The sequence below is a fragment of the Gemmatimonadaceae bacterium genome, from assembly GCA_035633115.1.
Lineage (GTDB): Bacteria > Gemmatimonadota > Gemmatimonadetes > Gemmatimonadales > Gemmatimonadaceae > UBA4720.
On sequence record DASQFN010000116.1, the window covers coordinates 22387 to 37424 of the forward strand.

The following is a 15038-nucleotide window of genomic DNA, read 5'->3' on the forward strand; positions in this document are numbered from 1 at the left end:
GCCACCGAAGCAGCGAGACCACCTGCCAAGCTGCTTATTCAGTTCATCGCACGTCATTGGATTTCCGAGTCTCTATCACGACCTCCGGGTATTCGATAGAGGGACCATCCAACAATTGTGCGTTTCTGACGTTGAGATGTCTTTCAAAGAAAGCCAATACATAGCTGTTAATGATCTTTAGACACCGCCGACTGTCGATCTTTGAGCCAGCAAACAATTGATTGAGTACCGGTGCTATCAGGGATAGCTCAGAAAAATTGGAATGGTTGGATCCCCGAATTTTGACCGTGTAAACTGTATTTCTGAATTGCCCGTAAGCAAAATTGTTCATATCAGCATTCGATTCACTGTACATGAACATGAAAGGTTGATCGAGGCCTGCCTCCACAACATCTCCATACTGGAAGCCATCCATGTTGATACCAGCTTTGAACCTTGAGTCCAGCCTGCTGGTCTGAGCCGCATTGGCGCCACCAAAAGACATCCCTACTATACCAACTTTTGTCGGATGGATTTTTCCCGCAAAGGGGGTCAACGCGTTTGTGTTCAAGAGCTCAATTCGGTTTAAGACGAATCGGGCATCCGCTGACCAGACTGGAATGCTTTCTTCAAACAATCCATTGAATTCCCTGAGCTGGTTCGCTGCATTGGACCGTTCAAGTGGATTCTTTGAAAGAGCAAGTACGTTAAGAAGTGAATCTCGAACAGGGCCCTTTTTTCGAGTTCGGCGTCGAGACGCAACAAGGCCGGTATCCACCCATACGATTCGTCCATCTGGAAATACTGTGGCAGTGGACTCATATGTGTGATCAATGCCAACGACAATGTAGCCATGGCTGGCGAGATCTTCGGCGAGAATGGTGTTTTGTGTGCGCGTGGCGAAGTACGCATGACCGTGTGAAAACACGATCACCGGATAACTTTGCTGTTTTTTTGAAACGGGTGCTTCCGCGAAAGAATGAGAACGGATGAGCTTGAGATGATCGAAGATGAAGGATGGACCACCAAATGCGTTTGCCATCGCGATCCCTTCCACATCGGCATCGGGTTTGTAAAGCCCGGTCCTGGCACCTGCTGCTGGATCAGCAGGATACCAGAACTGAACCATTAATTCCCGATAATCTGCGCTATCTGATGTGTAAACTTCCGAACGCGAACTATCAGTAAAATGATAAGAGACTGTGCCCACTTTATGAGGACCCGCAGGCTCCGGGAGGGTGAAAACTGGAAAGAGATACGGGAGAGCCGTCGCAACAACAAAGAACAAGACTCCCAGGAAACCCATTACGATCACCCGCCATCTTCGAGCGGGTCGTACACCTGGCCGGACCGTGCGCCTGATTGTAATGAGGCACAACAAACCCGTAAGCAGATATGCGGGCACCATCTGCCAACGGTATCCTTCGAATGAGAAATGAAGGATGGAAGCGATCACCGCCAAACCGAGAAGTGTTTTTGTCCAGCGAGCTTTGTCGTTTCTCCCGAAGAATGGCCGAAGGAAGAAAAGCAAATTGACTAACAGTATGAGAATTTCAAATAATCTCACTGTCTCGTTGATTTAATTGTTGCAAGTGTCGCTCATGCTGGGGCGACTGCGGATACGTCGATGTTTCACTGCTGGAGTAACCGGAGGTGGATCACGCAGCTTAGCGCAGAGCCGTCGAGCTTCCGCCGCCTCGCCACTAAACTCGGGACTTGAGCCCTATCTCACCGCGGCGACACACTCTCTATCAAAGGCTCTCGCTTTGCCTATCAACATAACGCCCAGCGCGAACTCGACTAACGCCAGCGGGGGATGGAGGGCGGACAATACCGGTACCGATGCGCGTAAAAAAATCAGGATTTCAGCCTGAAGGATGAACATGCCAAACAGAAGCCACGTCCACCGTTTCGTCCGGCTGGGGAACTTACCCACGTAGGCAACGATCAGCATGATGAACACGGGCAGCCCGAGGTAGTGTCCCAAGTCGGTGTGCAGACCAATCGATCAGTGTCGCCACAACGACCATCCCCGTGAGAAAGACTTGAACAAGAAGCCCCACGACAAAAACGAGCGCGCTGAGCAAGTAGACGTTTAGCGTCCATCCTCTCATTGTGATCTCCCTGATGCGTCGTTACATGACGAAAGATCGGATGTCAGCCATCGGCTATGCAATGGACACCATGAACGCACACCAGCGAGCTAGCCCCAGATGAAGGACACCCCGCCTGGCAGTCTATTGCCAGGCGGGGCGCTGAGTTACGAAAATCCTGTCGGACCTACCAGCGATAATGCGCGAACGCCTTGTTTGCCTCAGCCATCCTGTGCGTGTCTTCTTTCTTCTTGATCGCATTCCCTTCGCCCTTGGAAGCGGCGATCACTTCGGCGGCGAGCTTTTCGGCCATCGACTTCTCGTTGCGCCCGCGGGAAAATGTGATGAGCCACCGCATCGCGAGGGCTGTACGCCGATCCGGACGCACTTCGACGGGAACCTGATATGTAGCGCCACCGACTCGGCGGCTCTTCACTTCGACTGCCGGCTTGAGGTTCGTGAGCGCCTGCTTGAAGACGGTGACACCGGACTGACTCGTGCGGCTCTCGACGAGGTCCATCGCGCCGTAGAAGATGCGCTCGGCCGTGGATTTCTTCCCTTCGTACATGATCGCGTTGATGAACTTCGACACCGTCTGGCTGTCGTAGCGCGCGTCGGGAAGGATTGTACGCTTGACGGATTTCTTGCGGCGGCTCATTTACTTCTTTCCTCCCGCGGCTCCCGCGGCTTTCGGCTTCTTCGTGCCGTATTTCGACCGGCTCTTGTTCCGACCGTTCACGCCCGACGCGTCGAGGCTGCCGCGCACAATGTGGTAGCGTACGCCGGGCAGATCCTTAACACGACCGCCACGGATGAGCACAATCGAGTGCTCCTGCAGGTTGTGGCCTTCGCCCGGAATATACGCGGTGACTTCGAAGCCGTTGGTGAGCCTGACGCGCGCGACTTTGCGCAGCGCTGAGTTCGGCTTCTTCGGGGTGGTGGTGTAAACGCGGGTGCAAACTCCACGCTTCTGCGGATTGGACTTCAAGGCCGGCGCTTTTTCCTTTTTCTGGACGTCGCGGCGGCTTTGACGGACGAGCTGGTTGATAGTCGGCATTAACGATTCTGGGTTTAAAAAAAATCCCTCATCGAGGGCTGGACAGCCTTTAAAGTTAGACACCCAGCGAGGGAGCGTCAAGTCACGCAGCGAGCGTAGCTCGTGTGGAAGTCGAGGCGTGGCCTGATCTTACAAGCTCGGATCATTCGGTGTCGAGCGCCCTTCGCGGCCTTGAATTTGAACTGTCCGAAGGCACGGAACCGATCGACGCTCGCTCACGGACCTAACGCCCCTGACGACAGTTGTTCAATTCAGTTCGTAACTGTAACCACAGATGAACGCGAATAGACACCGATTCTGTTCCGCAATTATCCGTGTTCAGGCGCCTCCCCCGTGCTCATCTGTGGCTCGTTAACAATGGCGGCAAACATTTTCCTGATGTGGCGCCGGACACCGGACGATCGGCTCGAGCCGGATCAAGTCGCTACGAAATTGCAGCAGATTTTTGCGCCTCTTTTTTCCGGGTCCCTTGAACTGACAATCCGTCAGAATTCTGCAACGGCCATGGTGTATCTCGAGCTTCCTATGCGCGGCTGGAGCGCGCCACTTTTTCAGGAAGACGAGGAAAATTGGGCCGTTGCTCCTGACTATCCCGTCAATGCCGGCGCCGCACTTTCCGCAAAGGAGAAGGATTTTTCCAGCATCCTTCCTGCCCTGGGACGGAGCCTGCAGGCGAATCCTTTTCAGCTCCTGCGCAGATTGGCTCCGCCTTTTTCTCTGGCGTGGTGCTCCAAGCTCACTGGCGAAGCATTCGTTCAGAACGATGGTCTTGGACAAGCCCAGCTGTTTGAATACGAAAAAGGGCGACTCTTCGCCGTAACCAATCGGCTCTTTGCGTTGAAGGCTCTTGGCATTTCGCTCGAGCCAGTGGCTGAAGAGTGGGCAGCACGATGGACTCTCAACTGGTTTCCAAAGAATACGAGCGGCTATAAATCAGTGAGATTTGTTGGGCCCGGAACACAACTGCATTTCTCTACGCATGGAATAACCAGAGCCACGCACGACGTTTTGAGAGAGTGGATCATCCCGGATCACAAATCTCGGGAAGATCTGGCCGAGTTGGCGCGATCCTCGTTGCTGAGCGTGATCAAGTCGGTGGCTCCTCTATGGAAAAAAAAGCCAACACTCCTGCTTTCCGGAGGATGGGATAGCAGAGCCGTCGCGTCGTCACTGAAATATCTGGGATTGGAGTTCACTGGTAAGGTCACGGGGCTTCCTGGCCGTCCTGATGTTATCGTCGCATCCGAGCTGGCTAAGATCGGGGGTCTGGACCTCGAGATTGATAGTTCCGGCGGTTTGCCTCCCGAGAATCTGGACGATTGCCGTCGCAGTATTTCACTGGCATTACTGTGGGAAGCAGGGTACCGCGTCACAAGGAAACACAAACTGTTTCTGAATGGCAAAAAGGATAAACACCTCGGCAGGGGTTCCCCTAAACTCAGCGGGAAGCATGGCGAGATTGGACGTGGCTTCTATTCGACGAAGTGGGACACGGAAACCGAGGCTCTAAAGCAGGAAAGCCGTTTTGTCGAAAGAATGATGGAGCATATGCCTCGATTCACGCGGGAGCATCTGCGTGACAGCGTCAGAGACATGATCTCTGACGCTTACGCTCAAGCCGACGAATACGGTTTCAAAGGGCTTCAACGCCTCGATTTTTTCTATCTTTACGAGCGAAACAGACGCCTGGTGTCGGGCTCACACAGCGCAAAGACTGGTTTGGTTATTACGCCTTTTCTCAATCCCGACTACATCTCTGCGTCCTTCTCGCTCCCGAATTTCGAGAAAGTAGCCAACCCTTTCCACCGCCATATTATCGAGAAAAACACTCCTGAATGGGCGAGTATTCCGTATGCTGCAAGCCTCCCTGAAGAGGAGCTCGAATCGGAAGAGATGCCTTACACAGAGAATCAACAACGTTGGAGGCAGCCCACGGGTTACAGGAACTACGACAATCGCCTTTACTGGGAAAATCTTGCGAAGCCGCTTTTTGACGAATGTCTCAGGAGCAGTGGGTTCTGGACAGAGGTATTCGATCCCGATCTTGCCAGGAGAAAAAGATGGTCTGATGATGCGGATGATCTGGTGATCACCTGCTTGCTTCCTGAAACCTTGGAAGGAAACGCTTTGCGGCCCCAAATTTGAACTGTTCGGAAGCATGGAAAACAATCGATCCTCGGCCGCCGGGCGGCTCGCGCGCTTGACACTCCTGGCGACAGTGGCCCTGCTCGCCGCGGCTTGCATCGTCGAAGAATCAGACGCATCGAAGAAGGCTACGGCTGATTCAGCGGCAGCGTCGGCATCGGCCGTTGCGACGAATTCTGGCGGCGTCGACGCTATCGAGATCTCCGCGCCCGGGTACAACGTCTACTCGCTCGACACTGCCGGGCTCGGCGCACAGATGGATAGTCTCCCGCCGTTCTCGAGCGATCCCGCGTTCACGCAGATCACGGCGAAGTCTGCTGTCGCCCCTCCCCGCAAATTCCCGCTGGCCATCCCCAACCGGGGCCCGGTGGTGCTTCAGCTTCAGGTGATGCTCGACCGCGCCGGATTCTCGCCGGGAATAATCGACGGCACGTGGGGGAAGAATGCGGCGAAGGCTCTCAGGTATTTCCGTGCCGCGAACGGAATGGACTCGGCGGTGACGAAGTCGCTCGACAAGGCAACATACGACAGGCTCGCGGCTGCAGCGCAGACCACTCCGCTCGTTACGACACATGAAGTGACGATGGATGACATGGAAGGACCATTCCTCCCGATTCCCGATGACGTCTACGAGCAGGCGAAGCTCAAGTGCCTCTGCTACAGCTCACCCGCCGAACAGCTGGCCGAGCAGTTCCATACGAGCGAGGCGATGCTGCGACAGCTGAATCCCAAGGTCGACCTCAAGGCGCTGGCCGCCGGCATGACGCTTCAGGTTCCGAATGTCGAGACGCCGATTGACGATGCTGCAACGCGCGATACGGCTGCACAGAGGGCCGCGAGGATCGTCATATCGAAGACAGGCTTCTGGACGCAGGTACTCGACGCATCCGGAAAGATTGTCGCCCATTTCCCTTCGACGCTTGGCGCGGGTTACGATCCTTCGCCCACCGGCGGCTTTCGCGTGACGAACATTTCCCGCGAGCCCTCATTCCACTATCAGCCTGCTCTTTTTGCGGAAGTGCCCGACACCAAGCCCAAGGCAAAGCTTCCACCCGGCCCGAACTCGCCCGTCGGAGTCGTCTGGATGGCGCTGTCGAAGCCCCACTACGGAATTCACGGTACGTCCTCGCCGGAGACTATTGGCTACACGAACTCGCACGGGTGCGTGCGATTGACGAATTGGGATGCGGACCGTCTCGCTTCGCTGATCCGGGCAGGGACGCCGGTGGAGTTTCAATAGTCGCGTCGCACGATAGCTACGTGACGATGCGACTGGACGGCAGTGCATCGCTTTCGCGCACCCCCTGCTCGAATGGCCCGAGCAGGTGCGCGATGCTGTTCGCGTAGTAGCTGATCAATCCACGGTTCTTTGGAAGAACCACGTAACCGTCGCCCGAGCGGACGAGAATCTTTCGCATGCGAAGCATCTTCCACGCACGTTCGAAGATCTCGTCGATTTCTCCTTCCGCGCGAATTACACGCGCGTTGAGCTCGAGGAGCACGTCCCTCATCTCGGACATACGAGCGAGCAGTCGCTCGCGGGACACGAAGTCGCTGTCCAGTGACTGAATTGCGGCGCAGGCGAGCGGCACCGGTGTGACAGGTATGATCGCCCCGATGCGAGACATCATCTGATCGCACAGCGACTGGACTTCGGCCAGGCGGGCATGCCGGGAAAGGTCGAAGAGATTCGTGCCCGACCTGTGCAGCTCATCGAACCACTGAGCGACCTGCAGCGGCTCACCGACAGTCACGGCCGCGCGCCCGTACCGCTTCCACCGCCTGAATACCATTCGCGCGGTATTCCACCACACGTACCGCGAGACCTCGTAAAGCTGCTTCCGCTTCGGCGTCTGCCGATGACCTTCCGACCGCGCGAGCTCGCGGAGGAGTGTCCGATCCTCGAGTACGCGGTCGTAGTTAATGGCGACCGGCACCAGATAGATGCGATTTCGATATCCTTCGTCGCGCGCAACACCAAGCATGTAATCGAGAAGACCGATCTTGCCCGGACGAAGCTTGCCGTCGCGCGTGAGTCCGCCTTCGGGAAAAATCCCCTGGGTTACGCCCTCTCGGGTAATGAGCTGGACATAATGCTCGAGGACGGAGTGATAGAGGGGCTCGCGATACTTGCGGCGGATGAAGTACGATCCAAACGACTTGAAGATGTATTCCAGCGGGAATGCGCGGGCCCATTCGCCAACCGCGTACGAGATCGCCACTTTGCCCGATAGCACGTAGCCGACGAGGAGATAGTCGGCGTTCGAGCGGTGATTCATGAGGTAGATCACGATCGCGTTTCGAGGCAGCGGCTTGCCGCTCCAGGCCGGGTGGTGCTCGGCGGAGACTTTGTAGAAGAAATTCAGAACCGAGCGGCTCAGGACATAGCCGAACCTGTAGTACGCGAGAATGTTGAACGAAGGGATGATCTCGGCGATGTATTCTTCGACGCGCGACCAGACTTTGTCCGACGACAGCCCGTGAGCCGCCGCATGCGCCGCGACAGCACGTGTCAATTCGGGATTCGTCAGAAGGATCTCGCGAACCCTCGATTTCTCGGCAAGCTTGAACTTGTCCACGCGGGAGCCGCGCTCCCGTACAGAGCGAACTGCGGTGCGGTTGAAGTAGCGACGGATCCCTTTGGACAGCATCGGTGGAGAAGATGCGCGACAGCGGATGACGCTGCGAGTTAATTCCTCGTGAGGCGCATCACCCAGCTGGCGGCTCGATGCTTTCCAGTCAACCCAGGCATCGGTCGAGCCGGATCGTCGCACTCGAAGGTAGGGCTACCCCGACCGGGCCGTAACCGAGTGAGGAGTTGACGCGCTCCTACTCCCGTCCAAGCGGAACCGGCCTCCAAGTTTCCAATCCCTGAATTCCGCCATAGATGGACCCCGCGATGGCGCCACCCGTGCCCAAGAGAGCTCCGAAAAACAAAGCCGTTTCTCCGCGGCTGCAGGCAATGATGCACCAGCCGTCACCGCTGTCGCTGTAAGTTGCCGCTCCAAGGATCGCGCCACCGACAAGCCCGATTGCGCTACCGATGAGCGCACCTCTCAGGAGACCGCGTCCCCGGCCCCGCCCGGCGCTGACCTGAACGGATTTCACCTGATCCATTGGAATCACAGCCGAGACTGACTTGGAGCTCTCGTTCATATAGTGGAGCGAATCGCGGCTCACGCCGATGTAAGTGCCTGTCCTGCTGTCGCCGACGGTCGGCTGAACGCGGATTCGCACTCCGTGCTGCAGCGAGGCAAGGTCCTGGGCGCCAGCCGGGAAAGCGAGGCAGACTGTCATCAGGCAGAGCATTCTCATGGCAACTCGCATTGTGTCTCCAGCTTCGGGGTCAGTAATACCGGGGAGCGGAAGACTAGCTCGGCTCAACTCGGGATCACATACGTAGACCTACGTAGGACTGAAAGGGACCCCCTTGCAAGGGGCTTTAAATTCGATTCCATTCCCGGATCTTGAGCTCACCCATCCCTCTGCACGGCCATGCGTTAACCTGCCGGCGTATGGTGCGCGCGCTGACTCTCGCCGCGATATGCGGCGCAAATGCTCCAGCGGGCGCGCAACTGCGCCCGCTGGAGCCGTTCTCGTGGCGCGTCTTCGAGGAAGACGTCAGGATTGCGGCAGACTCGCGCGTTGCGAGGTACCAGGGCCAACGAGCCTCCCTGGCTGGAACGAAGGGCGATCTGTGGGAAGTTCCGACGATGTCATTCGCGTGGACCAGCGGGCGGTTCGCAATTCTTGCCAGCGGCACAGCTGTACGATTCTTCGCCGAGCGGGAGCGATTCGGCCCGCCATACCCAGGTGTGCTTCCCGCGCGGAATCGCCGACGGCATGACTCCGGAGAGTACACCATCGGAACAGGGGTCAGATTGACTCCCTTGCGTCACCCGGTCGGAGCGCTGCTACGGTTTGGGACGCGCCTGCCGACGACTGACAACAGGACAGGGCTGGACCGTGACGCAACCGACTTCTTCGCCACGATCGTCGGTCACGCCCGTCGCCGATCGCTCTCGGTCAGCCTCGAGGCAGGCCTCGGCATCACCGCCACTCGGGATTCCACCTTCGAGCAGGATGACCTGCTGCTCTACTCGGCTCGCGCAGAGTACGAGCGCGGTATTGTCAAACCTTCGTTAGTGGTTGTCGGACAGACACACGGCCCGACGCACAAGGAGCGTCGCGGGGTTGAGGACCTGAGCGAGGCGAGGCTCGGCTTGCGCGTTGGCGATCGGACGTGGATCCGTCTCGAAGGGATCAAAGGGCTGGAGACGTTCTCGCCCGCGTATGGCCTCAGCGTCGCAGTCGGCATGCTGCGATAGCAAAGGAACAGGGCGTCCCTCAGAATCCAGCTAGCGCTGACTCGATCCCAGCGGCACGCTCAGCGTGCGCGGCGCGCGCGGGATGCAAAGTGCAGGAAGTATCTGCTCAACGACTCGGCCGAGCTCGGCGAAACGGGCTCGTCCCAGAACAGCGCGCAAAACTCAGCGCGCGCGCGCAGAATCTCGCGTCGCCGGTGCCCGCGCCACCGGTCGTCCTGCGCTGTCAGATCCAGAAGCTCGAGCGCACGATCTGCGGCGGATTGAAATCGCGCAGTATTACCGGCGCGCCACGCTCGAATTGCCCGATCGACCTCGCTGCCGGCGTTGCCCAGTTGTTCGCTGAGCGACAGACGGTGCCATCGGCCCGCCGACAGTGTTTCGTGACGCACGCTCGTCATTCAGGAATCAGCTTTGTCACTACTTCACGAATCCGTTCCCGCAGGTTCTCGTCTTCGACGTCGCGCGAGCGGTTATTCAGTGCCGGGCGAATGTTGATCATCGAGTCGAACTCGATCCAATTCTCTCCTGACTCGGCCGGGTAAAGATTGATGCCCCAGAGGTCGTTCTGCACGGACCCGTCGTCGAGCAGAGCGCTCTCTTCGTCGGAGTGCAGCTCGCCACCAAGCGCGATCACTCGGCGACTTACATCGACCACGCCTTTTATCATTTCGCCGAACGAATCGCGAGCGAGCTGCGCTACCTGGTAGCGCGAGGTGGGGCTTTTCAGAATTTCGATGGTCATTCGACTTGGGCAATTTGGCCGATACCGCTGTGAAATATACACGCGCTCGCGGGGTTTCCTTCGCGGAGGTCTTTCACCTCCTGATCAATGAATCCATGCGTGGCGCACAACGAAAAAAGGGAGAGCATTTCTGCTCCCCCCGATTTCCATCACACGAAGCCGACTTACAGCTCGTCGTCCGCCAGCGCTGGTGCTGTCACTTCCTCCAGATCCGGGTCTGCGAGAATCTCCGCGATGCTCGGCTCCGGAAGAATCTCCGGCAGCGGCGGCTGTGGCGCACCCTCGATGTCCACTTCCTGGTAACGGTACATGCCCGTACCCGCCGGGATCAGGTGGCCGATGATGATGTTCTCCTTCAACCCCATCAGCTCGTCCCTCGCTCCACGGATCGCCGCGTCGGTAAGAACCCGCGTCGTCTCCTGGAAGCTCGCCGCAGAGATGAACGACTGCGTCGTAAGACTCGCCTTCGTGATGCCGAGGAGCAGCGGCTCCGAAGTCGCCGGATCCTCCTTCCGCTTCTTGGTCTTTTCGTTGACGTCGCGGAAGGTCTGCTTGTCGACATGCTCGCCTTCGAGGAACGGCGTGTCAGCCGACTCGAGCACGCGCACCTTCTGTAGCATCTGCCTCACGATCACGCCAATGTGCTTGTCGTTGATCTTCACGCCCTGCAGGCGATACACCTCCTGCACTTCGTTGAGCAGATACTCCTGAACCGCGCGCGGCCCCTTGATGCGGAGAATGTCGTGCGGATTCACCGGACCCTCGGACAGACGGTCACCGGCGCGCACGCGGTCGCCCTCGTGCACGCGAAGGTGCTTCCCTGCTCCAACCTCGTAAAGCTGCGGCTCGGCGGTCGCGTCTGGCGTTCCATCCGGCGCGATTGGCGTGACGAAAATCTCACGCTTGCCGCGCTTGATGTCGCCGAATCTCACGACACCGTCGATCTCGGTCACGGTCGCCGGATCCTTCGGCTTGCGCGCCTCGAACAGCTCGGCGACACGCGGCAGACCGCCCGTGATGTCGCGCGTCTTGTAGGCTTCGCGGCTCACCTTGGCGAGGATGGTTCCAGCGGTGATGCGCTCGCCATCCTTCACCGTCAGCTGCGCCCCAACCGGGATCACGAAATCGCGCAGACGCTTTTCCTTCGCACCCTTGGTCTCCCAGATCTCGATGTGCGGGTGAAGCTTCTTCTCGCGGTCCTCGATTACGACGGTCTGACGAAGGCCGGTCAGGTCGTCGAGCTCGTCCGACATCGACTCGTCCTGTACAAGGTCAACGAACCTGATGACTCCCTCGACGTCCGAGATGATCGGGTTGCTGTACGGATCCCAGCTGAAGATCACCTGATCCTTCTTCACGAGTTCGCCGTCCCTGACCATCAGCGTTGCTCCAAGCGGAACCTGAAGCCGCGCTCCGACCTTGTTGTCGCTTGCCGCGCGGATCGTGAGCTCACCTTCATACGAGGTGACTATCTGCTGGCCCTCGCCATTCGTTACGGTGACCAGACGGTCGCTGTACTCGATGGTTCCCTCCACCTTCGATTTGCGTGTAGTCTGCTCAGCGATACGAGCTGCCGTTCCACCGATGTGGAATGTACGCAGCGTGAGCTGCGTGCCCGGCTCACCGATGGACTGCGCCGCGATGATCCCCACAGCTTCTCCCTTGTCCACCATTCCCATGGTGGCCAGGTTCCGGCCGTAGCACATCTGGCAGAGCCCGCGCTTTGCCTCGCAGGTGAGAACGCTCCGGATGCGAACCGTCTCGATTCCGGAATCCTCGACTGCCCGCGCCATGTCTTCGTCGATGAGCTGACCTGCTTCCGCCAGCAGCGTGCGACGACCCGATTGATCGGTCTCGTGCGGATCCTCGATGTCCTCAGCAGCCACGGTGCCGACAATACGCTCGGCCAAAGGCTCGATGATGTCCTCACCTTCCTTCAAAGCGCCGACGTCGAGTCCGAGAATCGTGCCGCAATCCTCGTCGGTAATGGTCACGTCCTGCGCAACGTCAACCAGCCGCCGCGTGAGGTAACCGGCATCCGCAGTCTTGAGTGCGGTGTCCGCCAGACCCTTACGTGCGCCGTGCGTCGAGATGAAGTACTCGAGCACCGACAGACCTTCGCGGAAGTTCGACTTGATCGGGCTCTCGATGATCTCGCCAATTCCTCCCGTGAGCTTCTTCTGCGGCTTGGCCATCAGTCCGCGCATACCGGCCAGCTGACGGATCTGGTCGCGCGATCCGCGTGACCCGGAGTCGAACATCATGAAGACCGGATTGAATCCGTCGTTCGACTTCCGCATCGCGCTCACCATCGCGTCGGCGATGTCGGAGTTCGCGTGCGTCCACGTGTCGATCACCTTGTTGTAGCGCTCACCGTTCGTGATGTTGCCCGTCTGGTATGCGCGCTGGAAGCGCTCGACCCGCTCGGTCGCATCCTGAAGAAGACTCTCCTTCTCCTCGGGGATGTGGAGATCCTCGATGCCAATGGAGATTCCACCACGCGTCGCGTTGCGGAACCCGAAATCCTTCAGCCGGTCGAGGAAAGGCACCGTGCCGGTGAGGCCGGTCCTGCGATAGGACTCGAACACCAGCTCTCCCAGCGCCTTCTTCTTCATGTCGTGGTTCTGAAAGCCGATCTCCTTCGGGATGATCGCGTTGAACATCGCGCGACCCGCCGTCGTGTCGACCCATCTTCCACCAGCGATGTCGTTCACCCAGTACTTGATCGCCGTATGGAAATTCACGTAGTCCTGGGCAAGCGCGATCTCGACCTCGGCGACGTTGCTGAACCGGCGCGCGGTCTTGATCTGCTTGTCGAAGTCCGCCGGCGCCTTGGTCGCGAAGTAGCAGCCAAGCACGATGTCCTGACTCGGCTCCGCTACCGGACGTCCGTCCGAGGGCTTGAGGATGTTGTTCGACGACAGCATGAGCAGACGGCACTCGAGCTGCGCCTCGAACGAAAGCGGAACGTGCACTGCCATCTGGTCGCCGTCGAAGTCGGCATTGAACGCCGCGCACACGAGCGGGTGAATACGGATGGCCTTTCCTTCGACGAGCACAGGCTCGAACGCCTGGATTCCCAGTCGATGCAGAGTAGGCGCACGATTGAGCAGCACCGGATGGTCGCGGATGATTTCTTCGAGGATCTCGTACACCTCGGGTGATTCCTTCTCGACGATCTTCTTGGCGCGCTTCACCGTCTCGGCGATTCCCTTCTCGACGAGCTTGTGAATGATGAACGGCTTGAAGAGCTCGAGCGCCATCGCCTTCGGGAGCCCGCACTGGTGCAGCTTCAGCTCCGGGCCGACCACGATCACCGAACGTCCGGAATAATCGACGCGCTTGCCGAGCAGGTTCTGACGGAACCGGCCCTGCTTGCCTTTGAGCATGTCGGACAGCGACTTCAACGGACGCTTGCCGCGGCCGCGAATTGCCTTCGAGCGACGACCGTTATCGAACAACGCGTCGACGGCTTCCTGAAGCATGCGCTTCTCGTTGCGCAGGATGACTTCCGGCGCGCGGTGCGAGATGAGCTTCATCAAACGGTTGTTGCGGTTGATGACGCGACGATAGAGATCGTTCAGGTCCGACGTCGCGAAGCGTCCGCCGTCCAGCGGAACGAGCGGACGAAGATCCGGCGGAATTACCGGTATCACGTCCATGATCATCCACTCCGCCTTGTTGCGGGTGTTGCCCTGGTCGCCGGAGTTGCGGAACGCGTCCACAACCTTGAGACGCTTCAGCATCTGCTTCTTCCGATGCTGCGAGCCTTCGTCCACCAGACCCGCGCGGAGCTCGTCGGCAGCCTTGTCGACGTCGATGCGCTTGAGCAGCTCACGCACCGCCGGGGCTCCAATGTCGGCATGGAACGCGTTGTCGCCCTCGTCCCTTGCCTTCGCTTTCAGCTCGAGATACCGATCCTCGTCGAGCAGCTCGTTCTGGGTTACTTCCTGCTCACCGGGCTCGATGACGACGTAATTCGAGTAGTAAATGACCTTCTCGAGGTCGCGGAGCGTGAGGTCCACGAGGTTCCCCATGGGACTCGGAAGAGTCTTGAAGAACCAGATGTGGGCGACGGGTACGGCGAGCTCGATGTGGCCCATGCGCTCGCGCCGAACGCGAGCAAGAGTCACCTCGACGCCGCAGCGATCGCAGATCACACCGCGATAACGGATGCGCTTGTATTTGCCGCAGTGGCATTCCCAGTCCTTTACCGGACCGAAGATCCGCTCGCAGAAGAGGCCGTCCTTCTCCGGCTTGAACGAGCGGTAGTTGATCGTCTCGGGCTTGAGAACCTCGCCCCACGACCACCAGGTGCGTAGGCCCTGCATCTCCAGCCGCTCCCGCTCCTTGGGATCCTTCGGACCGCGCATCTCCTCGGGTGAGGCGATGCGGACCTGGATGTAATCGAATGAAGACGCGCGCGTCTCGCGCGAGCTGCGAAAATCAATCATGCATTACTCCTCGCTCCCGTTCCCGTTGCTGCTCATGGGGCTGTTGCCGAGACCATATCCACTGGTCGCGTTCGCCCCCATGCTGACGTGCACTCCGAGCGCCTTCAATTCCTGCACGAGGACGTTGAACGACTCGGGAATTCCCGGCTCAGGCAGATTCTGTCCCTTCACGATCGCCTCGTAAACGCGGCTGCGACCGTTCACATCGTCGGACTTGACGGTGAGAATCTCCTGCAGTGT

At 58.5% G+C, this 15038-nt stretch carries 12 protein-coding genes; 3 read left to right on the forward strand and 9 right to left on the reverse strand.

All coding sequences use genetic code 11. The features are described from left to right. Positions 1-43 precede the first annotated feature (43 nt). The 3 genes from VES88_17935 to rpsL form a co-directional block, all read right to left on the reverse strand. Positions 44-1285 (reverse strand): hypothetical protein, encoded by a 1242-nt coding sequence (locus VES88_17935; GenBank protein ID HYN83364.1) that lies wholly within the window; start codon positions 1283-1285, stop codon positions 44-46. A 974-nt stretch (positions 1286-2259) separates the two neighbouring features. Continuing rightward, positions 2260-2730: a 30S ribosomal protein S7 gene (rpsG, locus tag VES88_17940; protein HYN83365.1), complete on the reverse strand. Its 471-nt coding sequence runs from the start codon at positions 2728-2730 to the stop codon at positions 2260-2262. Continuing rightward, positions 2731-3129, reverse strand: a complete 399-nt coding sequence (rpsL, locus tag VES88_17945) for a 30S ribosomal protein S12 (protein ID HYN83366.1) — start codon at positions 3127-3129, stop codon at positions 2731-2733. A 357-nt stretch (positions 3130-3486) separates the two neighbouring features. Here rpsL and VES88_17950 point away from each other — a divergent pair, with 357 nt between their 5' ends. Then, on the forward strand, positions 3487-5274 hold the full coding sequence (locus VES88_17950; protein HYN83367.1) for a hypothetical protein: 1788 nt from the start codon (positions 3487-3489) through the stop codon (positions 5272-5274). 13 nt (positions 5275-5287) lie between these two features. Then, positions 5288-6514, forward strand: a complete 1227-nt coding sequence (locus VES88_17955; protein ID HYN83368.1) for a L,D-transpeptidase — start codon at positions 5288-5290, stop codon at positions 6512-6514. Positions 6515-6530: 16 nt separating this feature from the next. Here the strand turns inward: VES88_17955 and VES88_17960 are convergent, their stop codons facing one another. Beyond that, a complete protein-coding gene (locus tag VES88_17960) occupies positions 6531-7925 on the reverse strand; it encodes a 1-acyl-sn-glycerol-3-phosphate acyltransferase (protein HYN83369.1) in 1395 nt (464 codons plus the stop codon). 178 nt (positions 7926-8103) lie between these two features. Next, on the reverse strand, positions 8104-8601 hold the full coding sequence (locus tag VES88_17965; protein ID HYN83370.1) for a hypothetical protein: 498 nt from the start codon (positions 8599-8601) through the stop codon (positions 8104-8106). A gap of 140 nt (positions 8602-8741) precedes the next feature. Here VES88_17965 and VES88_17970 point away from each other — a divergent pair, with 140 nt between their 5' ends. Beyond that, a complete protein-coding gene (locus VES88_17970) occupies positions 8742-9602 on the forward strand; it encodes a hypothetical protein (GenBank protein HYN83371.1) in 861 nt (286 codons plus the stop codon). Positions 9603-9661: 59 nt separating this feature from the next. Here the strand turns inward: VES88_17970 and VES88_17975 are convergent, their stop codons facing one another. The 4 genes from VES88_17975 to VES88_17990 form a co-directional block, all read right to left on the reverse strand. Continuing rightward, positions 9662-10000 carry a hypothetical protein gene (locus VES88_17975; protein ID HYN83372.1) on the reverse strand — a complete coding sequence of 113 codons (339 nt, stop codon included), beginning with the start codon at positions 9998-10000 and terminating at the stop codon, positions 9662-9664. Further along, the gene (locus VES88_17980; protein ID HYN83373.1) at positions 9997-10344 is read right to left on the reverse strand and encodes a DUF5674 family protein; all 348 of its coding nucleotides are present in this window, start codon (positions 10342-10344) and stop codon (positions 9997-9999) included. Before VES88_17980 ends, VES88_17975 begins: the two co-directional genes overlap by 4 nt. A gap of 164 nt (positions 10345-10508) precedes the next feature. Continuing rightward, the gene (rpoC, locus tag VES88_17985; GenBank protein HYN83374.1) at positions 10509-14798 is read right to left on the reverse strand and encodes a DNA-directed RNA polymerase subunit beta'; all 4290 of its coding nucleotides are present in this window, start codon (positions 14796-14798) and stop codon (positions 10509-10511) included. 3 nt (positions 14799-14801) lie between these two features. Then, positions 14802-15038: hypothetical protein (locus tag VES88_17990; GenBank protein ID HYN83375.1), on the reverse strand; the 237-nt coding region annotated here is incomplete at its 5' end.